Origin of the sequence: Pseudomonas bubulae (assembly GCF_900618535.1) — a bacterium.
Classification (GTDB): domain Bacteria; phylum Pseudomonadota; class Gammaproteobacteria; order Pseudomonadales; family Pseudomonadaceae; genus Aquipseudomonas; species Aquipseudomonas bubulae.
Map to the genome: position 1 here is coordinate 1 of NZ_UYJA01000003.1, position 25,737 is coordinate 25,737.

General features: G+C 57.6%; 20 protein-coding genes, 2 rRNA genes and 2 pseudogenes. 15 read left to right on the plus strand and 9 right to left on the minus strand.

What is annotated here, in order from left to right; genetic code table 11:
- The 5 genes from PPTH39_RS10880 to PPTH39_RS10900 form a co-directional block, all read left to right on the plus strand.
- Positions 1 to 107 (plus strand): 23S ribosomal RNA (locus tag PPTH39_RS10880); the annotation flags it as partial.
- A 148-nt stretch (positions 108 to 255) separates the two neighbouring features.
- Positions 256 to 371 (plus strand): 5S ribosomal RNA (rrf, locus tag PPTH39_RS10885).
- Positions 372 to 560: 189 nt separating this feature from the next.
- A complete protein-coding gene (locus tag PPTH39_RS10890) occupies positions 561 to 1,220 on the plus strand; it encodes a paraquat-inducible protein A (protein ID WP_095021242.1) in 660 nt (219 codons plus the stop codon).
- A complete protein-coding gene (locus tag PPTH39_RS10895; protein WP_095003217.1) occupies positions 1,207 to 1,830 on the plus strand; it encodes a paraquat-inducible protein A in 624 nt (207 codons plus the stop codon). The genes PPTH39_RS10890 and PPTH39_RS10895 overlap by 14 nt, the downstream gene beginning before the upstream one ends.
- Positions 1,823 to 4,126 (plus strand): PqiB family protein, encoded by a 2,304-nt coding sequence (locus PPTH39_RS10900; protein ID WP_095003216.1) that lies wholly within the window; start codon positions 1,823 to 1,825, stop codon positions 4,124 to 4,126. Before PPTH39_RS10895 ends, PPTH39_RS10900 begins: the two co-directional genes overlap by 8 nt.
- A 56-nt stretch (positions 4,127 to 4,182) precedes the next feature.
- On the opposite strand, the gene mksF is transcribed toward PPTH39_RS10900, so the two are convergent.
- Genes mksF through mksB form a run of 3 tightly spaced genes read right to left on the minus strand, consistent with a single transcriptional unit; the run spans position 4,183 to position 8,934 of the window.
- A complete protein-coding gene (gene mksF / locus PPTH39_RS10905; protein ID WP_095019682.1) occupies positions 4,183 to 7,023 on the minus strand; it encodes an Mks condensin complex protein MksF in 2,841 nt (946 codons plus the stop codon).
- A complete protein-coding gene (gene mksE, locus PPTH39_RS10910) occupies positions 7,020 to 7,667 on the minus strand; it encodes an Mks condensin complex protein MksE (protein WP_095003214.1) in 648 nt (215 codons plus the stop codon). The genes mksF and mksE overlap by 4 nt, the downstream gene beginning before the upstream one ends.
- Positions 7,657 to 8,934: an Mks condensin complex protein MksB gene (mksB, locus tag PPTH39_RS10915; protein ID WP_095019681.1), complete on the minus strand. Its 1,278-nt coding sequence runs from the start codon at positions 8,932 to 8,934 to the stop codon at positions 7,657 to 7,659. Before mksB ends, mksE begins: the two co-directional genes overlap by 11 nt.
- Before the next feature lie 144 nt (positions 8,935 to 9,078).
- Between mksB and PPTH39_RS10920 the strand changes: the two genes are divergently transcribed.
- Together PPTH39_RS10920 and rimI are read left to right on the plus strand one after the other, a co-directional pair.
- Positions 9,079 to 9,852 carry an energy transducer TonB gene (locus PPTH39_RS10920; protein ID WP_130871968.1) on the plus strand — a complete coding sequence of 258 codons (774 nt, stop codon included), beginning with the start codon at positions 9,079 to 9,081 and terminating at the stop codon, positions 9,850 to 9,852.
- Positions 9,845 to 10,297, plus strand: coding sequence for a ribosomal protein S18-alanine N-acetyltransferase (rimI, locus tag PPTH39_RS10925; RefSeq protein WP_016781701.1), 453 nt, complete (start codon positions 9,845 to 9,847; stop codon positions 10,295 to 10,297). Before PPTH39_RS10920 ends, rimI begins: the two co-directional genes overlap by 8 nt.
- Before the next feature lie 105 nt (positions 10,298 to 10,402).
- On the opposite strand, the gene PPTH39_RS10930 is transcribed toward rimI, so the two are convergent.
- Positions 10,403 to 10,786 carry a serine kinase/phosphatase gene (locus PPTH39_RS10930; RefSeq protein ID WP_169916771.1) on the minus strand — a complete coding sequence of 128 codons (384 nt, stop codon included), beginning with the start codon at positions 10,784 to 10,786 and terminating at the stop codon, positions 10,403 to 10,405.
- A 151-nt stretch (positions 10,787 to 10,937) separates the two neighbouring features.
- Between PPTH39_RS10930 and can the strand changes: the two genes are divergently transcribed.
- Positions 10,938 to 11,582, plus strand: coding sequence for a carbonate dehydratase (can, locus tag PPTH39_RS10935; RefSeq protein WP_095003211.1), 645 nt, complete (start codon positions 10,938 to 10,940; stop codon positions 11,580 to 11,582).
- A 120-nt stretch (positions 11,583 to 11,702) separates the two neighbouring features.
- Here the strand turns inward: can and PPTH39_RS10940 are convergent, their stop codons facing one another.
- The gene (locus tag PPTH39_RS10940) at positions 11,703 to 13,121 is read right to left on the minus strand and encodes a short-chain fatty acid transporter (RefSeq protein ID WP_095003210.1); all 1,419 of its coding nucleotides are present in this window, start codon (positions 13,119 to 13,121) and stop codon (positions 11,703 to 11,705) included.
- Positions 13,122 to 13,422: 301 nt separating this feature from the next.
- Between PPTH39_RS10940 and PPTH39_RS23855 the strand changes: the two are divergent.
- The 7 genes and pseudogenes from PPTH39_RS23855 to PPTH39_RS10970 form a co-directional block, all read left to right on the plus strand.
- Positions 13,423 to 14,109, plus strand: a pseudogene (locus tag PPTH39_RS23855) (PAS domain-containing protein); the annotation flags it as partial.
- A gap of 108 nt (positions 14,110 to 14,217) precedes the next feature.
- A pseudogene (locus tag PPTH39_RS23860) lies at positions 14,218 to 14,649 on the plus strand (methyl-accepting chemotaxis protein); the annotation flags it as partial.
- Between the two features lie 97 nt (positions 14,650 to 14,746).
- A complete protein-coding gene (locus tag PPTH39_RS10950) occupies positions 14,747 to 15,628 on the plus strand; it encodes a Dyp-type peroxidase (RefSeq protein WP_130871970.1) in 882 nt (293 codons plus the stop codon).
- Positions 15,629 to 15,724: 96 nt separating this feature from the next.
- Positions 15,725 to 18,493 (plus strand): ATP-binding protein, encoded by a 2,769-nt coding sequence (locus PPTH39_RS10955; RefSeq protein WP_095021246.1) that lies wholly within the window; start codon positions 15,725 to 15,727, stop codon positions 18,491 to 18,493.
- Positions 18,494 to 18,504: 11 nt separating this feature from the next.
- Positions 18,505 to 19,701: a response regulator cyclic di-GMP phosphodiesterase PvrR gene (gene pvrR / locus PPTH39_RS10960; protein ID WP_095021239.1), complete on the plus strand. Its 1,197-nt coding sequence runs from the start codon at positions 18,505 to 18,507 to the stop codon at positions 19,699 to 19,701.
- A 90-nt stretch (positions 19,702 to 19,791) separates the two neighbouring features.
- The gene (locus PPTH39_RS10965) at positions 19,792 to 20,439 is read left to right on the plus strand and encodes a response regulator (protein ID WP_095003207.1); all 648 of its coding nucleotides are present in this window, start codon (positions 19,792 to 19,794) and stop codon (positions 20,437 to 20,439) included.
- Between the two features lie 36 nt (positions 20,440 to 20,475).
- Entirely contained in the window at positions 20,476 to 21,120 is a 645-nt protein-coding gene (locus tag PPTH39_RS10970) for a response regulator (protein ID WP_095023120.1), read from the plus strand.
- 9 nt (positions 21,121 to 21,129) lie between these two features.
- Here PPTH39_RS10970 and PPTH39_RS10975 read toward each other — a convergent pair whose 3' ends face one another.
- Genes PPTH39_RS10975 through PPTH39_RS10990 form a run of 4 tightly spaced genes read right to left on the minus strand, consistent with a single transcriptional unit; the run spans position 21,130 to position 25,707 of the window.
- Positions 21,130 to 21,648: a fimbrial protein gene (locus tag PPTH39_RS10975; RefSeq protein WP_232527630.1), complete on the minus strand. Its 519-nt coding sequence runs from the start codon at positions 21,646 to 21,648 to the stop codon at positions 21,130 to 21,132.
- A gap of 7 nt (positions 21,649 to 21,655) precedes the next feature.
- Positions 21,656 to 22,147: a fimbrial protein gene (locus tag PPTH39_RS10980; protein ID WP_095019676.1), complete on the minus strand. Its 492-nt coding sequence runs from the start codon at positions 22,145 to 22,147 to the stop codon at positions 21,656 to 21,658.
- A gap of 19 nt (positions 22,148 to 22,166) precedes the next feature.
- Entirely contained in the window at positions 22,167 to 23,093 is a 927-nt protein-coding gene (locus PPTH39_RS10985; RefSeq protein ID WP_095021237.1) for a fimbrial protein, read from the minus strand.
- Positions 23,086 to 25,707 carry a fimbria/pilus outer membrane usher protein gene (locus PPTH39_RS10990; RefSeq protein ID WP_095031443.1) on the minus strand — a complete coding sequence of 874 codons (2,622 nt, stop codon included), beginning with the start codon at positions 25,705 to 25,707 and terminating at the stop codon, positions 23,086 to 23,088. The genes PPTH39_RS10985 and PPTH39_RS10990 overlap by 8 nt, the downstream gene beginning before the upstream one ends.
- Positions 25,708 to 25,737: the final 30 nt, after the last annotated feature.

The following is a 25,737-nucleotide window of genomic DNA, read 5'->3' on the forward strand; positions in this document are numbered from 1 at the left end:
TGAGTTCCCTAAAGGGCCGTCGAAGACTACGACGTTGATAGGTTGGGTGTGTAAGCGCTGTGAGGCGTTGAGCTAACCAATACTAATTGCCCGTGAGGCTTGACCATATAACACCCAAGCAATTTGCTTAGAAGCGAATTGCGGTGTGTGAAGACGATACAAACCGAAAGTTTGCGGTTCACAAAACACCACATCTATTACATACCCATTCGCTGGAGCGTAAACCGAAAGGTAAACGACCTGGCTACCGAATTTCTTGACGACCATAGAGCATTGGAACCACCTGATCCCATCCCGAACTCAGTAGTGAAACGATGCATCGCCGATGGTAGTGTGGGGTTTCCCCATGTGAGAGTAGGTCATCGTCAAGATTAAATTCCAAACCCCCTGTCTGCTCACGCAGACAGGGGGTTTGTTTTTGTGGCGAAAAAAGTTATGACCCGCCTGAGCGTATCGTTCTTCAGATCGCCTGCAGCTAAAGTCCTGCAAATAGGCACAGTTATTTTGTAGCCCGCGCACTAGAATAGGCCCAGTCATTTTCTGAGCCTGAGACTCCCTATATGCCAGATCCGGTTGACCCCCGCAGGGTGTCAGAATTACCGCTGGACGAGTTGGTGGCCTGTCATGAGTGCGATCTACTGATGCGCAAGCCGCATCTCGCTCTCGGTGAGAAAGCCCAATGCCCGCGCTGCGGCTATGAACTCTACGCTCATAGGTACAAGGTGGTTGAACGCAGCCTTGCGCTTGTGATTGCTGCTTTGCTGCTCTACATACCTGCGAACTTTTTACCCATCATGCAGCTCAATCTACTGGGCCAGGCGTCGCAAGACACGGTCTGGAGTGGTGTGCTCGGTTTGTACAACACCGGCATGCAAGGCATCGCGGCGGTGGTGTTCCTGTGCAGCATGGGCATCCCGCTGCTCAAGTTGCTCTGCCAGCTTGCTGTGTTGCTGAGCATTCGCTGGAATATCGGGCGCAGCTACGGTTTGCTGATTTACCGCATTTATCACCATCTGCGTGATTGGGGCATGCTTGAGGTGTACTTCATGGGCGTGCTGGTGGCCATCGTAAAACTGTCCGATCTGGCTGAGCTGAGTCTTGGCCTGGGCCTGGTCTGTTTTGTCAGCCTGTTGCTGGTACAGGTCTGGCTGGAAGTGGTGATGTCACCTCACCAGATCTGGCAGGCGTTATCCGGGGAGGATGCTCATGCGGGCGATTGATGCGGGTATCTTGATCTGTGGCGAATGCCACGAACTGAACAGGCAAGACCCCGAAACCGACGAGCAAACCTGTACTCGCTGCGGTGCTCTGGTTCACGCGCGTCGCCCCGACAGTTTGATGCGCACCTGGGCATTGCTGCTGACGTCGGCCATTCTCTATATCCCGGCCAACCTGCTGCCGATCATGACAGTCAACTCATTGGGCCAGGGCTCGCCGAGTACGATCATGGCGGGTGTCATCGAGCTGGTACAGCACGGCATGATCCCGATTGCTGCCGTGGTGTTTGTGGCAAGTATTCTGGTGCCCACCTTCAAGCTGGTCGGCATCGCCTTGCTGTTGTTTTCGGTACAACGCCATCAGCCTCTTTCTGCCCGGCAACGTATCATTATGTACCGATTTATCGAGTTCATTGGCCGTTGGTCAATGCTGGATATTTTCGTCATTGCCATTTTGGTGGCCGTGGTGAATTTTGGACGCATAGCCAGCATCGAAGCCAATCTTGGCGCAGTGGCATTTGCCAGTGTGGTGGTGCTAACGATGCTTGCAGCTGTAACTTTTGATCCCCGACTGATTTGGGACAACACGGAGTCGGACGACGACCATGAGTGACTTGCCTACCGCTAAAACCCGCCCGGCTTCCAACTGGTCGGCGATCTGGATCCTTCCGCTTATTGCCCTGGTCATCGGTGGCTGGCTGGGGTGGCGCGCCTACAGCGAAACCGGCATCGATATTCAGGTGCGTTTCGAGAGCGGCGAAGGCATCGTCGCCAACAAGACCGAGGTGGTCTACAAAGGCATGCCCGTGGGCAAGGTGAAAACCCTCGCCCTCGACGAGTCTGGCCCCAGCAAAGGGGTGATTGCTACCGTCGAAATGGACAAGGACGTTGAGCAATACCTGAAAACCAATACCCGTTTCTGGCTGGTCAAACCCAGTGTCACTCTGGCCGGTATCACCGGGCTCGAAACGCTGGTGTCCGGCAACTATATTGCGGTCAGTCCCGCCGATGGCGAGCCTGCACGCAAGTTCAAGGCGCTGTCACAAGAACCGCCCTTGTCTGATGCCAAACCAGGTCTGCACCTGACGCTTAAAGCTGAGCGTCTCGGTTCGTTGAACCGTGGTAGCCCGGTGTTCTACAAGCAGATCCAGGTAGGGCAGATCAAAAGCTACGTGCTTTCCGAAGACCAAAGCACTGTTGAAATCAAAGTCTTTATTGAGCCGACCTACGCCAATCTGGTGCGCAAACATACGCGCTTCTGGAATGCCAGCGGTATCAGCATCGACGCCAACCTGTCGGGTGTGAAACTGCGCAGCGAATCTCTGGCCAGTATTGTGGCCGGTGGTATTGCCTTCGCCACTCCAGAGAACCGCAAAGACAGCCCGCCCACCGATTCGAGCCTGCCGTTCCGTCTTTATGAAGACTTCGATGCCGCGCAGGCGGGGATCAAGGTCAAAGTCAAACTCAGCGACTTCGAGGGCCTGCAGGCCGGTCGTACGCCGGTCATGTACAAAGGCATCCAGGTCGGTAGCCTCAAGGGTCTCAAGGTGGACCCTGATCTGACCAGCGCCAGTGCCGAGCTGACCCTGGACCCGTTGGCAGAAGACTACCTGGTGCAGGGGACCCAGTTCTGGGTGGTCAAGCCGTCCATCTCCCTGGCCGGCATTACCGGGCTGGAGGCGCTGGTCAAAGGCAACTACATTGCCATTCGCCCGGGTGACAAGGGCAGCACCCCCGAACGCGAATTCGTCGCCCGGCCAAAGGCTCCGCCGCTGGATCTGCGCTCACCGGGCCTGCATATGGTGCTCTTTACCGAGAACCTGGGCTCGCTGGATGTCGGCAGCCCGATCCTCTACAAGCAGGTCAAGGTCGGTTCGGTGCAGAGCTATCAGTTCTCCCGCACCAAAAAGCAGTTGGTGATCGGTGTCCATATCGAGAAGGAATACGAGAATCTGGTCAATGCTTCGACCCGTTTCTGGAATGCCAGCGGCATCACGTTGACCGGCGGTTTGACCGGCGGTATCCAGGTTAAAAGCGAATCCCTGCAAAGTCTGATGGCAGGCGGGATTGCTTTTGAAACACCGGAAGCCAAGGCGCCGCTGCAAAAACGTATCCCGCGTTTCCGTCTGTTTACTGACCGTGACGCAGCCATGCAGCAGGGAGTCGCCGTTACGATCAAGGTGCCGCGTGCCGATGGCCTGCGCGAGGGTACGCCGATTCGCTTCAAGGGGCTGGATGTTGGCAAGATCGAAAGCATTGACCTGAGCGAGGACCTGCAATCGGTTCTGCTCAAGGCACGCATCACCGAAGTGCCTGAGCGGATTGCGCGGGTTGGCAGCCAATTCTGGGTGGTCAAGCCGGAGCTTGGTTTGATGAAAACGGCCAACCTCGAAACCCTGGTCACCGGCCAGTACCTCGAGGTGCAACCGGCGAGCAAACAACTGGGGCGCCAGACCAGTTTTGTAGCCCTGGAGCAAGCGCCGGATGCCGCCGTTTCCCAGGCCGGATTGAGCCTGGTATTGAGCGCTGCCCGTCGTGGTTCGCTCAAGGAGGGCGTGCCTGTTACCTACCGTGAAGTCACCGTGGGTAAAGTCACGGGGTATGAGTTGGGCAACAGTGCCGACCGGGTGCTGGTACATATCCTGATCGAGCCGCGTTACGCGCCGTTGGTGCGTAGCGGTAGCCGTTTCTGGAATACGAGCGGTTTTGGTGTCGACTTCGGTTTGTTCAAAGGAGCAACGATTCGCACTGAATCCCTGGAAACCCTGGTGCAGGGTGGCATTGCCTTCGCCACACCGGACGGCGACAAGCTGGGCACCCAGGCTCGCCCTGAGCAAACCTTCCCGCTCTTTGACAAGTTCGAAGACGAATGGCTGCAGTGGGCACCGAAGATCCCGTTAGGCAAATAAGCTGAAAAAAAAACCGCGATCAATGATCGCGGTTTTTTTATGTACGGGGTTCAGTCTCAGACTTCATCCAGTTCGCGTTCTTCCACCGCCGTCAACGCATCAGGTTTCACCTCGTCATGGCGACGAATGTACTTCCAGTCGTCTTCATCGATATAGATCCCGTTAGGGCCGCTGCCGCCTTCCAGGTCGATGGCCACATGGGCGCAGACCTGCGGCTTCACACTGGCCAGAATCGGTACAAAGCCCAGCTGCAAACTGGTCTCCAGCAGAGCTGTCTGGTTTTTCTCGTCAATGTCGGCAGCTTCGTCCAGGTAGTACGGCAAGCGAATACGCCCGGCCTGATCGCGGTCCATCAAGTGCAGCAACAAATACATGTTGGTCAGCGCCTTGATCGTCATGGTCGTACCGTTGGACGCCGCGCCATCGATATCCGTGTGGATCACCGGCTGGCCATTGAGCTTGGTGATCTCGAACGCCAGCTCGAACAAGTCCTTGAGCCCCAACTGGTTATGGTTGGCTGCCACCAGGCGCGCCAGATACTCCTTGGCCTCTTCGTTCTTGTTGTCTTGTTCGGTGCTCTGGCTGAGGTCAAACACCGACAGTGTCTCGCCTTCTTCGTACTGGCTGGCGCTGTGGATAATCTGATCGATATGTTTGAGCGCCTCCTTGTTGGGGGCCAGCACGATACGGAAGCTTTTGAGGTTGGACACCTGACGCTTGTTGATTTCGCGGTTGAACAATGCCAGTTGATGCTCGAGGCTGTCGTAGTCGCTGCGGATATTGCGCAGCGTGCGGGCGATATCGGTGACTGCGGCCCGGCGCGCCTTGCCCAGGGTCAGGGCTTCTTCGGTGCGGTGGGCGTAGGCGTTGATCAGTAACTGCAGGCGCCGCTCCATATCGTCTTCACTGTCGAACTTGGCCACACCCTTGAGGCGTACCTGAGCGTACAGCGCCTCGATCTGGCCGTCGCAACGCAACAAGCCCTGCCAGCTGTCCTGATAGTCGTTGAGCAACGGCAGCAGGTTGTCCATCGAATCGTCGACCGGATCCATAAATGGCGTACCGAACGGCAAGTCGGCGGGCAGCAGTTGGCGTCGACGCAAGCTGTCATCCAGGGTGCGCTGTTTGGCTTCCATGTCACCGATCTGGCGACCGACCAGTTGCAACTTGGCCGACAACTGCTGGACGCGCTCGGTGAAGGCATCGCTGGAGCGTTTCAACTCGTCCTGCGCAGCTTCGGCCTGAGCCAGTTGCTCGAGTTTTTCGCCTTCTTCTGCACTGAGCGTCTGGCTGCGGCGGAAATCTTCCAGCGCCTTTTGCGCATCCAGCACCTGCTGATACAGGGACTCGGCTTCGCTCTTGCTTGCGGCGCGGTCAGAGGTCACGGCCTGCTGGGTCTTGAGTTGCTTGAGCTCTTTTTCCAGACGCTCTTTCTGCTCGCGCAAAGCCGCGCGGTCCGCCAGTGCCTGCAGGGCAGGGGGCTCGATATGGCTCAAGTCGATGGACAGGCCCGGGGCTTCAAAACGCTCGCCTTTAAAGCCATCGAGGATCAGCTCCAGCGATTTGACCCAGGCATCGCTGTCATCCAGCGCAATCCCGTGCTCACCCAGGGGCAGGCTGAACAGGGCACTGTTGAACAGGCGCATCAGGCGTTCCACATCCTGCTGCGAAAACTCTTCGCGCAAGCGGGCATAGCTGTTGTTGTCGGCGTGATCGAGCTGCTGCTTGACCGACTTGAGGCGCTTTTCCAGATCGCGCAGTCGCTCGTCCAGATCCTCGGCACTGAACTGACGCGACTGCGCCAGCGCCCCCGCCAGTTCGTCGTGGGCGTCTTTGGCGCTCAGCAATTGCTGCTCAAGCACCTTTACGTCGTCGACCAGGGCGAAACGATGTTTGAGCACTGACAACTCGCCGAGCCAGCGCTGGATACCGGAAATTTCCCGCTCAAGACGCATCAACTCCTGAGTGCTGCTGCGCTGGTTGTTTTGCAGGGCGTCCTGTTCGTTGCGGTAGTGCTCGGACTGGATCAGCAGCTCTTCCTTGCGGGCCCCGGCGTAGTCCTGCCAGGTACCGAGCAAGGAATCGAGCAGCGGTGACAGGCGGTGCAGCTTGCCACGCAGCAGGTCGCGCTGGCGCACACCTGCGGCCAATGCCTCGACCAACGGCCCGGCGCCGACCAGTGCGTTGTAGTCCTGCTCCATGCGTCGTACATCACGGAAAGCTTCTTCGCACGCGGCAATGTAATCAACGCTGCCCGAACGCAGGCTGTGTTCGAACGCATCGAGGAACAGTTGCTTGAGCTTGGCCGCAGTGATTTCGCGCATATGCAGCAGGTTGATAAATAGCGCGCGGAAGGTCTTGAGGCTCTGCTCGCTGGTGGAGCGCAGCGGGATCAGGGTCAGGTCCAGGGGGATCGACGTATGGCCACCCACCAGCAGACGCCGAAGCTCATCAGGCTTGAGCTCGTAGGCTTTGAGGCCATTACGCTCCAGGTTGTTGAACAGCTCCTTCTGGCGCAGGCAGGTGTCGTCTTTCTGGTAGTGGGCCAGGTCCAGTTTGCCCGCGTAGGCAAAAAACTGGTGACCGAAGCCGCCCCCCGGGCCGCGACCGACAACACCGATCACATGGGGGCCGTGGGGTAGGGACACTTCGACCAGGATGTAACTGGTGTCCGAGGCAAAGTAGAAGCGTCGCGACTGCTCAAGGCTGTATTTGCCGAAGCTCATGTCGGACATGCGCGCCAGAATCGGGAACTGCAGGGCGTTGATTGATGCCGATTTGCCGAGGTTGTTCGCCCCGTAGACCGACAGCGGGTGTTCCAGCGGGAACAGCCCCAGGCTGTAACCGGCGGTGTTCAACAGGGCAAAGCGGCGAATGCCGTAGCGTTCCTGGCTCATGCGTCCATCTCCTGTTGTTCGTCGGCAATGGCGCGGGCCAATGCGGCCTCGTCATCACTGTCGTCATCGGCCAGCACCGGCGTGGGCAAAGGCAGGATGCTGTGCAGGCTGGCGGCCAGGTCGCGGTCTTGTTGCACCGACAGGCACACATCGAGAAAACGGTGCATCGGTGGCAGAAAGCGATAGATGCCGGGTTCTTCACTGGCAAAACCGAGCTGGGTCATGCGGCGCATGATCTTTTCTTCCAGTTCGTCCTGGCTGGTGACTTCAGCCTGCACAAACAGGTCGCGGTATTTTTCCAGCAGCGCAGGCAACTCGTCGCGGCCCAGGCTGCCACCGTCGAGCACGGCGATCGGGTCGCGGCCCTGATCGGCCAGATGCTCGACGATGATAAACGTGAATAGCGCCAGGCGCTGTGCGGTCTTGTTGACCTGCGCAGTGGCAGTGTCGGGCACAAAGTAATAGAAGCCGCGGGTATCACACACCAGTTCAAAGCCCAGGGCTTTAAACAGGGCGCGGTATTGATCCTGGAAGTTCGACAGTTGCGCGTACAGCTCCGGGTCGCGGCGGCTGACGTGATAACCCTTGAACAGCTCACGAAAAATCGGTGCCAGCTGGGACAGTTCAGAAAGATCAAGATGCATGCAGAGAGCTCGCAGTAGTCTGGGTCGCATCTTCGCTGTGAGAAAGCAGAGCGAAGGAGCGCAGGCTGACCAAATGTTCGTGGGTGTGGTAATCGCGGCGCTCCAGGCGTTCGCGCACGAAGCGTTTTTCACGGGACAGGCGTGAGAACCAGTACAGCAATTCATCGGTGTCGCCGTCTGGCTCTTGTGCCAGCAGCCAGCACATCAAGTCCGGCATCGGTAGCGCATCGCTGCAGCGGTCGAGCATTTCCTTGACCGTGCGCGGGGCCTTGGGCGTTTCGCCGCGGTGGACCTTATGCGCCTTGGGAAATTTCGCCGGTTTGGCTTCGAAGCGGGCCAGGGCATAGACATAAGCCTCAACCTGACTGGCGCTCCCCAAAAAGGTGCTTTGCGGGCGGGTGAACATCGGCATGGCTGCTTGCGGCACTGCGTCCAGGCCTTTGCGGCGGATGGCTGCCAGTGCCAGCGCGGCACCACGGGTCACGGCATTGTGCCGGCGGGCTTCTTCACGCAGCGGCAGTAGCAACTCACGGGCATGGCGCAGGGTCATCTGGGCGCTGGTTTGCATCTCAAGGATGCGCGCATGGGTGCGCAGCAGCATGTCGTCGTCTACCAAGTGGCCGAGGCGTTGCTGTTCGCTGAGCATGCGCAGCAGCACCACTTCGACCTTGCGTACGCCTTGCTCGAAAGCGCCGTCGGCGTTGACCAGCTGAATCATGGGTTCGACGTATTCATCCCAGGTTGCCAGCACCTCGGCATAGCGCTGACGCAACGGAATTTGCCGGTCGCTGGTCTTGGCCCGTTCGGCTACGGCCACCAGCGCCTGTTCATCGTTGGCGAGTTTTTTCAATACATCGCGTACCCGCATATCGAGTAAACGCAGCTGGCGTGCCAGGTCATGGCCGTCTCGAATGTCGAAGGCATCCTGGATATAACCTGCCAGCCGCTCCAGATGGCGCAGGTAGGCTTCGATTTCCAGGCACAGGCCAAGTCGGTGCTCGTGGCGCAAATAAGCCAGAAAGTCGTGAATCTGGGCGTTTAGCTCGAAACGGTTCGGGCTTTTGGCGACCGGCACCAGAATGTCCAGACGAATCCAGGCATCGAGCACGGCGGTGATGTCTTGCGGCGTGCTGTCCATCTGATGAACGGCCAGTTGCAGGCGTAATTCGTTCAGGCTCAGGGTGCCTTGGTCGAAGTGTTCACACAAAGGCTCAAGGAGTGCCCAGTGCTCGGCGAGGGCACGTAAAACGCGCTTGGGTTCGATCATGGGAGGGCCGGTCAATTGGCAAGTAAAGGCCGCGATTGTACTGCAACGTGCTGTCGAGTCATCACTTGGCAGATCAACTGCGGGCGGGAAGGGCAGAAGGGCGGTAGAATCCCCACACTTTAGTAATCCACAGATGGCCGATCCTTGTTGAATGAGTCCCGCCGCCGCGCTTTCTTGACTGCCATGCAAGTGGTCAGCTGGTTGCCGCGCACTGAACTGCCGTTTGCCGCCCCTTCGCGGCCAGAACTGCTGGTGCTCCCCGAGCCGCCCGCGGAGCCTGTGATCACAAGGCCTGCGGTCAAGGCGGCGGTTGCACCGGGCAAACCTGTCGAGCGGCCAAAAATCGAAGTGCCCCGGCCTTCGGTCAGTCGCCCGGTCAGCAAACCGGTGGTCGAAGCCGAGTTGGCACCTGTACCGGCCAAGGCCGTGCAACTGCCACCGCCGCGTTTTGCCCTGCAGTTACTGCGGGCAGGACGTTGCCTGGTGCTGGTGGAGTTACCTACAGGCGGTGCATTCCAGAGCCGCGACCCGGCCTATTTATTGTTAAAGGACATGTTGCGCGCTGCCGGCTTGCCCGACAGCCCGCAAATCATTGGCGAGCCGGTGCGCTGGCCGTTGCTGCGGCGTGGCAATGTCGATCAAGGGCCCGAGGCTGCGCGTGAGTTTGTGCAGGGCTTTCTTATGGCCCGCCTGGAAGAGGCCGAATGTGCCTGTTTGTGGCTGATCGGACTGCCTGCGGTGCGCTTTGCCGGTGAGGCCGATGCCGAGGCATTCAACACTGAACTGCAAATTGAAGGGTTGGGCAGCGCATGGGCGTTGCCGGGCCTGGAACTCTTAATGGATGAGCCACAACGCAAAGCGCATGTGTGGCAAGCCATGCGCCGGCTAATGGCGCGCTGGAAACAGAACGATGAGTGATGCGGTAACTTTTCGCCCGATGACCGAGGCGGACCTTGATGCGGTATTGAAAATTGAATACGCCGCTTTCAGTCACCCCTGGACGCGCGGCATATTTCTCGACGGCCTGGGCAAGTACCATATCTGGCTGATGTTTGAAGGTGAGCAGCAGGTAGGGCATGGCGTGGTGCAGATCATCCTCGACGAGGCCCATCTGCTCAATATCACCGTCAAGCCCGAGAGCCAGGGCCGTGGCCTGGGGCTCAAGCTGCTTGAGCACTTGATGTCGATTGCCTATCAGCATGAGGCGCGCGAATGCTTCCTTGAGCTGCGCGACAGCAATACCGCGGCGTTCAAGTTGTATGAGCGTTATGGCTTCAATGAAATCGGCCGTCGCCGTGACTACTACCCGGCTGTGGGTGGGCGTGAAGATGCGGTGGTGATGGCCTGCACGCTGGTCGACTGACGGCGAAAAGTCGTTATGTGGGAGCGGGCTTGCTGGCGATGCGGTTTATCAGGTAAACCGTGTTGATCCGATCGCGAGCAAGCCCGCTCCCACAGGGTTTACCTTTCAACGCTTGCGTCCCACCGGGTCAATTTCCGCCAGTTCGGCTTCATCCAGCCCTTTGCCGGCGCCGATTTCGTCTTCATCAACCAGGCTCAGATCCCAGTCAGCGGCACCGTCCGGCCCCTGGGCAGCCTCCTTGGCATCGCGGGCGCCGTCCTCGCGGATCAGCATCTCCTGCTCCAGGTCGTCGTCGTTGAGGCCCAGATCCAGTTCGTCATCCAGCGCGGCTCTGTGCCTGGAGCCTGTATCGTCGACAAACAAGTCGCTGACGGGCTCATAGGTATCGTCATCATCAAAATCCAGCGGCTCCACCGAACCCATGGCGTCCTCGATATCGTCGATAGGTGCGGGTTGTGGTGCCCCGTAGGGGCGACGTGAATCAGTCATGGTAATTCCTCATACTCTGGGTGCTTTAATACGATGACTGTAGCCATTGCTGAAGATTCCACCCAACTGACCGCCGGAATGTCATGGGGCAAGTGACCCCGACCGCTGGTCGGCTGTCAGAACAGCGCATCAACTCTTGAGGCTCCACAGCATGAACGAACTACAAGATCTGATTGATAACAATGAGCGTTGGGCCGATGCGATCAAGCAGGAAGATCCCGACTTCTTCGCCAAGCTGGCCCGCCAGCAAACACCGGAATACCTGTGGATTGGTTGTTCGGATGCGCGGGTGCCGGCCAACGAAATTGTCGGCATGTTGCCCGGCGATCTTTTTGTGCACCGCAACGTGGCTAATGTCGTGTTGCACACTGACTTGAACTGCCTGTCGGTGATCCAGTACGCGGTCGACGTTTTGAAGGTCAAACATATTCTGGTGACCGGCCACTATGGCTGTGGCGGTGTACGCGCATCGATGAAGGACCAGCAGATGGGGCTGATCGATGGCTGGCTGCGTTCGATTCGTGACCTGTATTACGAGAATCGTGAAGCGCTGGCGCTGTTACCCACCGAGGAAGAGCGGGTTGACCGCCTCTGCGAATTGAACGTGATCCAGCAGGTGGCGAACGTCGGGCATACCAATATTGTGCAAAATGCCTGGCACCGCGGGCAGAAGCTGTCGGTGCATGGCTGCATCTACGGGATCAAGGACGGTCGCTGGAAAAGCCTGAACACCACCATCAGCGGCCTTGACCAGTTGCCGCCGCAGTATCGTTTGCGGCCGGTGGGCGCAGTATAAAGTTGCATGCATAACCTGTGGGAGCGGGCTTGCTCGCGATGGTATCGACGCGGTTTTCCTGCTTTACCGCGCCACCTGAATCGCGAGCAAGCCCGCTCCCACATTTAGTTACGAGTACGCTTACGGCATCACCGGCGCGGTATACACCAGCGTCGTCCCCAATGCCCACAGCAAAAACAGCACCAGCGGCGTGTGCACCAATAGTTGCACAAACGAGAAGCCGATCAAGTCCCGCGCCTTCAAACCCAGTACGCCCAGCAGCGGCAGCATGTAAAACGGATTGATCAGATTGGGCAGCGCCTCGGCGGCGTTGTAGATCTGCACAGCCCAACCCAGGTGATAGCCCAGATCATTGGCCACCTGCATCACGTACGGCGCTTCGATAATCCACTTGCCGCCACCCGACGGGATAAAAAAGCCCAGAATCGCCGAATACACGCCCATCAATAATGCATAAGTGTCATGGGACGCGATCTGCACGAAAAACGTCGAGATATGGTGGGCCAGTGTTTGCCCGTCGGTGCCCTTGACCACCGTCATCAATGCGGCAATCGAACCATACAGCGGAAACTGGATCATCACCCCGGTGGTGGTTGGCACGGCGCTGGTCACGGCATTGAGAAAACTGCGCGGGCGCCAGTGCAGCAGGGCACCGAGCATCAGGAACAGAAAATTGTAAGTGTTGAGCCCGGAGATGGCGCTGATCGCCGGTTTGGTCGAAAACTCATGGAACAACCAGCCAGCAGCCAGCAGCACCAGCAAAATGGTCAGCAGCGGGCTGTATTCCAGCCACTCACCGGGGCGTGTGCGCGGGGGGAGCTTCGGTGAGCTGAAGCTCGGGTCGATACCGCAGGCAGCTGCGTCGCGGGCCGATTCAGCGCCGGGTGCGGTGGCGTAGGCGACAATCAACGACACCACTACCAGCGCCGCCAGCAACACCCCGGACTGCCAGAGAAAGATGGTTTCAGTGAAGGGGATAACCCCGGTAATCGCCAGAATCGACGGCGGCAGGCTGGCGGGGTTGGCTTGCAACTGTGCAGCCGAAGACGACAACCCCAGTGCCCACACCGCGCCCAGCCCCAGGTAGGCCGCAGCGCCGGCGGCGCGATAGTCCATGCGCAGGTTGGTGCGCCGGGCCAGTGCCCGTACCAGTAAGCCGCCAAACACCAGCGACAGCCCCCAGTTGAGCAATGACGCGACCATTGAAATCAACGCTACCCAGCACACGGCCTGGCGGCCGTTTTTCGGTACCCGGGCCAGTTTGTCGATCAATTTGACGGCGGGCGGCGAGCTGGCCACCACATAGCCGCCAATCACCACGAAGGCCATTTGCATGGTGAACGGGATCAGGCTCCAGAAGCCGTCACCAAATGCCATGGCGGCATCGGTGGGTTTGGCGCCCATCAGCATCGTGGCCAATGCCACGGTTATTACCGCAACAGCGGCGAACACCCACGAATCGGGAAACCAGCGCTCGGCAAAGTTCGAGCAGCGCAGGGCAAAGCGGGCAGAGCGGCTGTCTGTAATCTCGGCGGCCATGAAATGTACCTCGGTTTTCTTATGGTTATGGGATGGCCCGAGCACAGTAAATCAAAGCGGGAGCAATTCCGATGGCCCGCTGCGTGTGGCCATGAATGTGCAGGGTTATTCAGTGGCCTCGGTTTTGGATGAACGGTCGTTTTCGGCGCTCCAGAAAATTCGCCTAAAGCCGATTCTGTTGCACGCATTCTTTCATTGCTCCGGGTACCCCATGTTCAACACACGCTTGAAGCAAGAGCTGTCGGCTCTTCGCGAAGAAATATCCAGCCTGCAGCAGGTTCGGGAGAGCCTGGACAGCGAAATGCTGGTGCTGTCTCTGGGCGCGGATGGGCGCATCGAGACAGCCAACCATAACTTCACCCAACAGATGCACTACACCGGTACTGCGTTGCTGGGTCTGCATATTGATGAACTGGTGCCCGCGCACCTGAAAAACGACGAACACAGCCTTCGTTTCAAGAGCGCCATGAAGCGCAATGAACATTACAGTGGCACCGTGCGCTTGCTGCGCGGCAATGGCCAGGAAGCGTGGCTGCGCTCGATCATGCAGCCGATTCTGGACTCCAGCGGGCGGGTGCTGCGCATTTCGATTTTCTCCAGTGACCTGACGCGCACCATCGAAACTTCCCGCGACCATGAAAACCTGATGAGTGCGCTGATGCGTTCTACCGCCGTGATCGAGTTCAACCTCAAGGGCGAAGTGCTGACCGCCAATGAGCGTTTTCTCTCCGGCATGGGGTATACCCTGGGGCAGATCCAGGGCAAACATCACCGCATGTTCTGCACCCCGCAAGAACAGAACAGTGCCGAATACCAGGCTTTCTGGCAGCGTTTAAATGCGGGTGAGTTTGTCGCGGCACGCTTTCAGCGCATTGACAGTCACGGCCGTGATGTATGGCTTGAGGCCACCTACAACCCGGTGCGCGACGCCAATGACAACCTGTACAAAGTGGTGAAGTTCGCCACGGTGATCACCGATCAGGTTCATCAGGAACAGGCCGTCTGCGAAGCGGCAGGCATTGCCTACAGCACTTCGCTGCAAACCGACAGCAGTGCCCAGCGCGGCACCAAAGTGGTGACCGAAGCGGTGCAAGTGATGCGTGATCTGGCCCGTCACATGCAGCAGGCGGGTGACGGCATTGAAGCCTTGAGCGATCAGTCGCAAGTGATTGGCAGCATCGTCAAGACCATCAGCTCGATTGCCGACCAGACCAACTTGCTGGCGCTTAACGCCGCCATTGAGGCCGCGCGTGCCGGTGAACAAGGTCGTGGCTTTGCCGTCGTGGCTGACGAAGTGCGCCAATTGGCGTCGCGCACCAGCAAGGCCACTGAAAAAATCATCGGTGTGGTGCGGCAGAACCAGGACATGGCCCGTAGCGCCGTGACCCTGATGGCCGATGGCAAGCTTCAGGCCGAAGCAGGATTGACGTTGGCCGCCGAAGCGGGCACGGTGATTGTCGAAATCCAGGATGGCGCGCAGAAAGTGGTCGATGCCGTGGGTCAGTTTGCCAACCAGCTGTCGTCATGAGCCTTGATATGCAGGGGTTGAACTTAAGAAAAATCCCTCTGAGGTGACGGAAAAAGTACTGGTAGGAGTAAACTCCAGGCTTTCCAAAGGAGTTTCTATGAGTCTCTACCAGTCGAGCATTCTTGCCAAACCGATACCTTCGCAAGCGCGTTACATGTTTTTCGCCCTCAAGTCAGTAGAAGCTTTGCCGGCTGCACTCGACACCTTGTCGCAGTGGGTGGATGGCAAAAGCGTGGTGGCCGGTTTTGGTTCGCCGCTGGTATTGGCCCTTGGCGCGAAAGTCCCGGGGTTGCGGGTGTTTCCTGCGATCAATGCCATGGTTGAAAACCCGTCGACCCAGCACGCCCTGTGGCTGTGGTTGCTGGGCGAAGACCGTGGCGAGTTGCTGCACCGCAGCCAGGCCATCGAGACTGCCCTGACGCCTGCGTTCAACCTGCTGCAAGTGACCGAAGGCTTCCGTTACGGCACTGATCGTGACCTGACCGGCTACGAAGACGGCACTGAAAACCCGGTGGACGAAGCGGCTGTGGACGCGGCCATCGTTGCCAATGCTGGCGCCGGGCTGGACGGTGGCAGCTTTGTGGCCATTCAGCAGTGGCAGCATGACCTGAACGGTTTTGCCGCACTGCCGTCCGAGGAGCAGGACAACATCATGGGTCGTCGCAAGAGCGACAACGAAGAGCTGGACGATGCGCCGGAGTCTGCCCACGTCAAACGTACTGCCCAGGAAAGCTTCACCCCGGAAGCCTTTATTGTGCGTCGCTCCATGCCGTGGACAGAAAACGGCAAGTCCGGGCTGATGTTTGTTGCCTTCGGTCGCACCTTGAATGCCTTTGAAGTGCAACTGCGGCGCATGAGCGGTCTGGAAGACGGCATCATCGATGGCTTGTATCGTTACAGCCGTCCACTTAACGGTGGCTACTACTGGTGCCCGCCGATGAAAGACGGGCGGATGGATTTGAGTGCGGTGCGTCCGTAATAAGCGTCACTCCCCCGTAGCAGAGCGGAGTCAGCGACGACTGGTTTCAGGAATTGTCTGATTATTTTTTGCATGCCGCAGCCTCAGGCTTGCGGCATGAAATCGACCCCCCAAGCCGCTCGAAAACTCCTGCACTTATTTGCCTGTGGCCTGATCGTCGGACTCCTTGCGGGGTCGTTCGTATACTTGCGTGCCGTGTTCAACGAAGAGGTCTCGCAGCGCCGCAGTTTTATGAACGAGGCGGTGTTCAATGCCCAGGATTTTTTCGTCAGCCGCCAGACGCTTCTCAAGAGCCTGGTGCTGGCCACTGTGCCTGATCATCAGGCAGGCCAAACGGTCGCCGGTATTGATCCACAAGAAGAGGTCAACATCAGCCTGGGCAGTGAGGCTGGCCACTGGAACCTTTGGCTGACCCGGCGGATGATGGATTATTTGCACGAAAGCAAAGTCAATCTGTTGTATGTGCCGCAGACGGATAAGCCCAAAGTGGTGTGTTTGTTCGACTCTTCAGGCAACCTTGAACCGCTGCCCAAAGTGGTGTTGCAGCGGCTGCTTGATGAAGGGGCCAAGGCCTATTCATTTGGTGATGATCTGTGGCTGACCGACAGCAAGGTCCTGAATGCCCCCTTTTATTTATTTTCCCGACTCGATAACCGTAACCTGTCTTCCGGCTGGCTGGGCATTGAGGTCGAGGTTCCGGATCTGGTAGAGGCCTTGCGCAGTGAAAGTGCCGGTGACTTCATGCTGCTCAACGGTCAAGGCCAGATTCTATTCACCAACGCCGCACAATCCACTCTCGTCAATTCATTGCAGACGCTGGAACCCAAGAATTCATTTGGCTTTATCGGTAGTGGCTGGTTGCCCGATAGCCTGGCAATCACGAAGAAGCTGGGCTATTCGGGCTGGCAAATCGTTTATGCCTTAGATATCAAATCTCTATTGCCAGTTTTGGGCGGGCCTTTGTTGGGCTGTGTTTTGTTGTTTATTGCCGTCTGCATCGGCTTGCGATTACTGATTGTGCGCATTGATCGGCGCCTGATCACCCCGGGTGAGAAACGCATTCAGGCGCTGGTTGAAAGTGAGGCGTTCAGTCGTGCCGTATTGCAAGTTGCACCGATGGCCCTGTGTGTAATCCGGCGCACAGACGGCACCGTGGTACTGGAAAACTCCTTGTCACAACAGTGGCTGGGTAACGGCACTGAGCGCAGCAAGTTATGCCATGGCTGGATTTCACGCGCGTTCGATGAATGTGACTTGCGCAACAGTGATGAGATCGAAATGGAGGATGGCCGTCTTCTGTACCTGGCCTTTGCCCCAACGCGCTACAAAAGTCAGGACGTGCTGATTTGCGCGTTCAGCGACATCAGCGCACGTAAACAGATTGAAGTAACCCTCGAACGTGCCCGGCAACTGGCGGACCGGGCCAATGAGGCCAAGACTCTGTTTCTGGCAACCATGAGCCACGAAATCCGTACACCCCTGTACGGTGTTTTGGGCACGCTGGAACTGCTGGCGCGTACCGAACTTAACGATCAGCAGAACAACTATCTCAAGGCTATCGAACGCTCATCCGGCAACTTGTTGCAGCTGATTTGCGACGTGCTGGATGTGTCGCGTATCGAGGCGGGTCAGCTGCAACTGGAACTCAACACCTTCAGCCCTCTTGAGCTGATAGAAGAGGTGGTCCTGGGCTACAGTGGCGCAGCCCAGGCCAAGGGCCTGCAGTTGTTTGCATTGATTGATTCAACGGTGCCCGAGTGGCTCAGCGGTGATGTCACCCGCATCCGCCAGATCTTGAATAACCTGCTCAACAACGCCCTGAAGTTCACGGACTACGGAAAAATTGTCCTGCGTCTGAAAATGGACAGCCGTGATGATGAGCGCGTGATGTTGCACTGGCAGGTTTCCGATACTGGCAAAGGTATTGCCCATGAAGAGCAGGCTCATCTGTTCGAGCCTTTTTATCAAGTGGAGTCTGCGAAAAACGTGGTCGCCGGCACCGGGCTGGGCCTGTCCATCTGCAAGCGCCTTATGCACTTGATGAATGGCACCATGCGTCTGGTCAGTGAGCCGGGATTGGGTAGCAGTTTTACCCTGCATCTGCCCTTGGTGCAGGTTAGCGAACCGGCGCGTTTTAGCCCTTTTGGCGAGTTGGCTGCCCGCGTTGTTTATGTGGTTTCCCCCGTGCGCGAACTGGCCGAGTGTTATTGCGCCTGGTTACGCCGTTGGGGTGCGCGGGCTCATCTTGGGGCGCCGAAACCAGGGGATGCATCCGATGCTGCTGTTTTATTGGAGCTGCATCCCGGCGCTGCCCGGCAATTGCTTGAACCTGGCTGGACAGGCCCGCTGGTGGTAGCCGCCAGTGACATGTCGGTAGCTCCCGCCGTTGAAAACCCTTGCTGGCAAGCGGACCTGAGCAGCTTGCAGGACGTCTATCGTGCCCTGTGCAAGGCCCAGGGCATGGGTATTGGCAGCGATCTTGAGCCGGGTACGGTGAAGACGGAACTCAAGCTCGGTTTGCGCATTCTGGTTGCCGAAGACAATGTGATCAATCAACTGATTCTGCGAGATCAACTTGAAGAGTTGGGTTGCACAGTGACATTGGTCAGCGATGGACTGGAAGCACTCGAGCGTTGGCGCGACGACGATTTTGATCTGCTGCTGACCGACGTCAACATGCCGAAAATGAACGGTTATGAGCTGGCGGCCCGGTTGCGGGCCATGAACATAACGCTGCCGATCATTGGTGCAACGGCCAATGCCATGCGTGAGGAGAGCGAGCGCTGTCTGAATGCGGGGATGAATCACTGCCTGATCAAGCCTTTTACGCTGCACACCCTATACAACTGTCTTCAGCACTTCTAAAGGAGGATCCAGTGAAGCCCTATCGTGTACTGGTCGTTGAGGATCACCCTTTTCAGCATGAGTATTTGCTGAACGTTTTCAATGAGGTGGGTGGCTTTACAGTTGACACCGTTTGGGATGGCGATGGCGCGCTGGAGTGTCTGGCGCGTCATGACTATGACTTGCTGCTCAGTGACTTGCTGATGCCTGTGATGGATGGTGTGCAACTGATCCAGAGAGTTGCCGCCCTGAAAAATAAACCGGCGTTGGCACTGATGAGCGCCTCGTCCCGGCGCATGCTGATTAGTGCGGGGCTGGCAGCAAAAAACCTGGGTATTTCAGTGATTGGCCTGATCTCCAAACCGGTCGAGTTCAATGCGGTACAGCGCTTGAAAGAGCGAATGGAGCTTTTCCGCCTTAACGGTGATACGGACCCCTCACTGGCCATTGAAGTCGACCCGCAGAGTATCGAATTGGCCATGGCCAACGGGCAGATTCAAGCATGGTTCCAGCCCAAGAAATCCCTGCGCAACGGCAATATTCTCAGTGCAGAAGCCCTGGTGCGTTGGGTGCATCCCGAGGCCGGCTTGTTATTGCCCAAGGACTTTCTGACCTTGTTGATCAGCCACGGTCTTGAAGAGCGGCTGTTGTGGCTGATGCTGGAGCAAACACTTCAAGCCCAAAGACAATGGCGAGAGCAGGGCTGGGATATTCCGGTTTCAATCAACTTGCCCACGCATTTGCTGGATAACCATGCGCTCGCCGACCGTCTGCGCGACGCTGTGATTGCTGATGGTGGCGAGCCACGCAGTATCGTTTTTGAACTGATGGAGAGTTCAACCACAGAAGAGCTCAGTAATTACTATGCGGGAGCTTGTCGTTTGCGCATGATGGGCTTTGGCTTGGCCCAGGATGATTTTGGCAAGGGATTCAGCTCTTACTTCAATCTGGTTTCCACTCCATTCAGTGAGCTCAAGATTGACCGGTCGCTGGTACATGGCTGTGTCGAAAACGAGAATCTGGCGTCAGCACTGCGCAGCCTTGTTGAACTGAGCCGCAAGCTGGGCCTGACAGTTGTCGCCGAGGGCGTCGAGACACAGGCCGAACTCGAGTTTCTGCGCAGCATCCAGTGTGATCAAGTGCAAGGTTTCCTTATTTGCGGCGCTATATCGTGCGCCGACTTTGAAACTCTTTTACTGGACGATAGCTCTAAGCCATCACCGGGGTAGCTGAGTGCGGCGCCACGGGTCTTGTTCTGCGCTCGATCTGTAGAAACCGGGGGCGCCGGACTTGCCATGTCATCAATGTGGAGCCAGGCAATGCGCGAATTAAAGGTAGTGATTGCCGACGATCATCCAGTGGTGGTACTGGGGCTTCGGGAAATGATTCAACGTGATGAGTATTTCTCCCTGGTAGGCGAGGCGCTGAGCTCGTCGCAGTTGGTCGAGCAGTTGCAGTTGCATCAACCCGAACTGCTGATTACTGATTTCAACATGCCAGGGGATGAAACCTATGGCGACGGTCTGCAACTGATCGAGTACATCATTGAGCATTTTCCCGGGGTCAAGATCCTGGTGCTGACAGTCATGAGCAATCATCTGATTATCTCGCGCTTGCTGGAGCTGGGTGTGGCAGGCGTGATTGCTAAAAGCCATATCCGCGAAGAAATAGGCAAGGCCCTAAGTGCGTTGGCCAACGATCGGGACTATACGGCCCCGGCTGCTCCAGCCATCTCTGTGGTGACTAACCCCAAAGTCATTGATGAACGTTTCTCCACACTTTCACCCCGTGAAGTTGAGGTGCTGAGGCTGTTTGTTGCGGGCAATAGCGTGGGTGATATCGCCCGCCAATTGAACCGCAGCGTTAAAACCGTGAGCACCCAAAAGGTGGCTGCGATGCAGAAGCTGGAAGTGCTTAACGATCATGCCTTGCTGACCTATTGCATCAAAGCGGACCCCTTCGAATAGCTGTAGTGCTCTTCCAGTGCAGGAGTCATGTTTGCCATGCCGCAAATGAAAGTCTTATTGGCCGACGACCATCCGATTGTGTTGATGGGCGTGCGTGAAATCATTGAGCGTGACCCGCGTTTCAAGGTTGTGGGCGAAGCAATGAGTTCCTCGGAGTTGATCGACAAAATTTCGTTACTCAAGCCTGATGTGATTATTACCGACTACAACATGCCGGGTGACGATCAATATGGTGACGGCACTCGCCTGGTGGAGTACCTGCGCCGGCATTTTCCCGAACCCAAGGTATTGATCCTGACCGTTATAACCAATGCACAAGTACTGACCTGGCTGTATGAGCTGGGTATCAGCGGTGTCATTTCAAAGAGCGCTGGGCTTGAGCAGATCCTGGTGGCGCTGGACGCGTTCTATCGCCAAGGGCACTACCAGCAGGACCAGCCGCAAGGGGCCTTGAGTGAGGACGCCGATGACCTTTCACAAAGGCTCAGCCAACTGACGGTCAAGGAGTTCGAGGTCCTGCGTCTGTTCTCTACGGGGGTGAGTGTGAGCGATGTCGCGCATAGCCTGAACCGCAGCATTAAAACCATCAGTACCCTGAAGATTTCGGCGATGCGCAAACTCAATGTCGACAATGATCAAGCGCTGCTGATCTTGTGCGTCAAGGCCAATCTGTTTGCCTGACGCAGCGGTTTACAGATAGATCATTTCCATCAATAGCGTTGAGCTGTAACTGCCGATTGCGGGCAGTTCCTCCCCGGTCTTGACCGGCCGCACTGAGAGCTGGAGCTTGAGCCGCGTTTCTTCAACCGGGAAGATCAATTGCTCGCCCAGCTTCAGGTCAATCACTTTCAACGTACTGGTCATGTCGCTCAGGCGGGTTTTCAGCCCCAGTCTGTCGAGCGTGGTGCGCAGTGTGCTGCTGTCAAAAGCACCATTGCCGGCGCTGAAACGCAGGTGTACCTGGCTGCCTTTGATGCATTGAAAGTCCAGGCTGACATCGGTCCAGCCGGTGATGTCCGAGTTCAGCGAGTTGAGGTTTGTCTTGGGGATATCCACGCTTTGCGAGGCCGGGAAGTTGGCTGTGCAGGGTGGTTTTATCAGAGTGCCGCCCACCTCTATCAGGGCGGCATCCTCTGCACAGATGGCCGGGCTGAGCAACAGCGCTGCGGTGGACAGCATCGCCACCCACAGGCTCACTCTGGCGAGCATGGACATCTCACAGGTACTCGATACTGATAACAGCCGAAGTGCTGAATGCACCCTCGGTCAACGCACCAAGGGCAATCAACTTTGCTTTCATACTCAGGTCGACCGTGCCGCTCTGGTTGGTCAGGTTGCGTTTGGTCCCGGTAATGTTGGCCGCCGTGCTGTCGCTGTTCCAGAGCAATGAATAAGCCAGATTGGTTTTGCCCGTTGAGGCCTGTGTGGTTGAGCCTTGAATCGTGCGGGCTGCCAGAATGCTCACCGCCAGTACCGAGTTGGCCGGGCAGGTCATGGTGAGGGGGATGTCGATCAGCGCGGCATCGGCCACCTGGTCATAACGCAGGCTGCCGAAGTTGGCGGTCAGCGTCTTGCTGCTGGTCAGGTTGCAGGGCGGACGCGTCAGGGTGCCGCTCAGGTTGATGGTCACAGTGTCTGTTACGGCGTTGGCGGTCGAGCTGAGCAGGCCTGCGAACAGTGTCGCAGCCAATGTCAGGGATAATTTCATGGTTGAGCTCCTTACTTGATCAGAGATAGGTGATGTTGAGGGTGTACTGACTGTAAAAATTTCCGGTAGGCGAAACACTGGTATTCAGGCGCGGGCGAAAACCAAGGCTGATGTTGTTGCTGCCATTGGTCAGCGCCAGCGTGCGTGGGCTGTTGAAGCTCACTGCCGTGTTGGTGTCAGCCCAGGTGGCAGCCATCGACAGACCGGCCAGAGTTGTGGCTGAAACGCCCGGGCTGCCGCTGATGGCCGCCTGGGTGGGTACCAGCGTGGCGGTCGCTTGCGTACCGCGAGTGCAATTCATGGTGATATTGGCAATTTGCTGCGAACTGGCGAAGTCATTGCTGCTGAGTGTGCCAAAGGGCAGGTTGAGGGTTTTTGCCGAGCCCATCGAACAGGCGGGCTGGATGACCCGGAAGCTGAGAATGACGGTCTGCAAGTAGTCGCCGTAAGCCTCATAACCTTGGATAGAGGTGTCTGTGAGCGTGACACTGACCATGTAGTTGCCAGGCGTGACGGGCGCCGTTCCATAAAGCAGAACGTTGTAGGAAAAGGTGTTGCCCACGTACAGCTGCACACAGCTCCACGGCATGCATGTAGTGGTCGCAGTCCCGATGGGCAGCTCGGGAACCATCAGTCCAGAGTTGGTATGAAACACCTGGACCTTGCTGCCTCTGCCCTGGTTGTAGAACTGGCTGTGCTGCAATGACGCGCCAAAGGGAAACCAACGGGTAACCCGGCAGTTGGCTGTCATGTTGGCGGTATAGCTGGTGGATGGCGCAAGGTCGCCCAGCTGAATGATGCCGGTGGTGCCCGTAGGGGTGCATGCGAGGTTGTTTTCAATCAGTGCAAACGCTTGCTGACTGACAAGTCCCAGCAACAGGCAGAGCAGCAACAAGCAGACTTTGACCAGCCCCGGACGAGATGATTTGACGTTTGATTCATGCATCGGGAGTACCTTGAGTGTCTGGCGATTTGGCATCGCAACGGATGGTCAGTTGCCCGATGCCAGTCTCTGACAGGTTGTAGGTGTTCAGGTCCAGGTCCTTGGCGCACCAAGGCTGGCCGTTGACGTTGATCAGCAGCCGCGCCTTGTCCGGCACGCCAGTCATAAATACCCGGCCCTTGTCGGCTACCATCGCGCTGCTCAGCAGAGTGCCCTTGGGGTCATACAGCTGCGCTTCGGCGGCGAAAGGGGCGGGCTTGCCAGTGCTTGAGCTGACGCTGACCAGCAGGCGGCGGCCGTTATGGGTTTCGAAGTTGGCCAGGACAAAGGCACCACGATTGGGGGTGACTTCCTGTACCAGGTTGGCAATGTCGGTGTTGTCCGACAGTGAGTCAGTGTTGAGCGATACCTTGTTTTTGCGGTACGGCTGCGCCGAGGGAATAATCGTGTAGCCACTGCCGTTGGTCTTGATCCCGCTCTTGGTCAGCACGCCCACATCGGCGGCGCCGGGGGTGGCGACAATGATGTTGGTCTCGCCCAATGGCTGGGTGAACATCACGGTATTGCGGATGGCAACCACGCCGCCTTCCACGCCATAGTCCATCTGACGGGTGTTCTGATCCTTGTTATAGGAGCCGTGCCAAATGGCATTGGCCGCGTTGTAGCGGGCCGCCACCGAGCCGCCGAGCACGCGGTCATCGTCACTGATCTGCTGATTGATGCCCAGGTTGTACGACAGGGCATCGTCCTGCAGTTGCGAGCCGCTGAAGGTGGCATTGCGGCTGGCATTGCCGGCGGAGTCCTGGTTGGTGCTCAGGCCGATGCGGCTGCTGCTGCCCGGGCTGCCCAGCGGCAGGCTGACGCTCAGCGACACGCTACGGATGTCGTCGCCCATGCCGCTGTTCTGTGACAGCCCCAGGTTGTAGGAGGCGCTGGCAACACTGAAGCTGTAGCCCAACTGAATGGAGGTATTGCTCTTGGCCCGGTTCCAGTAATCGGTTTTGGTCAGGTTGGCGTACATGCCGCCCCAGGTACCGAATTGTTGCGATACGTTGGCGGTAAAGCTGCTTTTCATATGGCCGGTCAAATAGGGGGAAAACGCCGCACTGTTATTCAGGGTTTCATCGACATAGGGCTCTAGCGAGTTGTTGGAGCGTGCGTTGATTGCCTCGTTGAAGCTGTAATAGCCGCTGGTGGAGTAGCGATAGCCAATCAGGCTGAAGCTGGTATCGGTCAGATCGATGGATTTGGAGTACCGGAAGCGATATGACTGGCCCGACAGCGTTTTGGCGTCTGCGCCCATGTCTTCGCTGATGGCATGGGTCACGTCCAGGGAAATCGCACCAAAGCCGGCAAAGTCGTGGGCAAAGCCAAGCAGCGCCGATTTGTATTGTTCGCTGACGATGCTGCCACCGAACAGCGTGGTGCCCTCGGTCAGGCCGCGGCGATAGGTGCCTTGTACAAAACTGGGCTTGGGCGAATTCTGCGCGCCTTCTGCCGGGCGATACTGGCCTGCGGTCACAGCGTAGCTTTGCTGGCCTTCACGCAACATGTAAGGCACAGAGGCAAATGACTGGATGTAGACCTGGCGCTCGCCATTGGGGCCTTCGATGGTGACTTCGATATCGCCGTTGCCCGCGGTCGAGTACAGGTTCTTGAGGGCGAACGGACCTGACGGCACCCACTGTTCACTGATGACATAACCGCGCTGGCGCAATGTCACCAGCGAGCGGCCGTTGGCAACCCCACGCACTACGGGGGCAAAATTACGCGCATCATCGGGCAGCATGTCCAGATCAGAAGCGATCCCCACGCCGCGGTAAGAGATGGTGTCGAACAGATCGCTGTCGGTGGCGCTTTCACCCACCGTGGCAATGGCCATAAGGTTGCCCAGGTCGCGCTGGACATAGGTGTCCACCGATTTCCAGCTGCCGTCGACGTTAGTGCCTTTTTGCCAGGTCGAGAAATTGCGAAAGCGCCAGGCGCCGCTGTTGAACCCGCTATGAACACTGCCGAACTGGGATTGGCGGCTGCCGAACTGGTTCTCGTAGTCGCTCCCGGAAAAACTGTAGTTGGCGAAGGCCACCTGCTCGCCATCGCTCCAGGTCTTGCGCCGGGTTTCAAACGGCACGCTGCCGATATACGCCTGGGGAACCTGCAGGCTCAAATGCTGCTTGTTGAAGTCGTAATCGTAGGTGACGCCGGTAAGGTCACGGTTGAAGTACACGCAATTGTCGGCGCTGATGTCCGCATTTTTCAGGCGTGTGGGGTCAATTCCCAAATCCATCAGGGCCTGAAGGCTGAAGCAGGGGAACAGGCCGTTGGGAGTCGATATCTGGCTCGCGGTTTCTCGCACAAAGTGCAGGTCGCGCTGCTCCACAAGCCGGTCATCCACTGACAGGTCAACCCGGTAGATCCCCGGAAGTTGACCCTGGCTCATGGCTTTTACTTGCTCGGCCACTTCGCTCGAAGCGTTGCCGCCGCCAATTTCCAGAAAAGAAGAGTCAAAACTGTAGTCTGCATGCACTGCGGTTGTTGCAAGACCTGTAGCCGCAACGGTCATCGTGCTCCAGCACTTTACTCGGCGCGCGAAGGCGCACATGCGCAATCGCAGCATGAGGGGGGCCTTCCATTCAGCGGATTATTC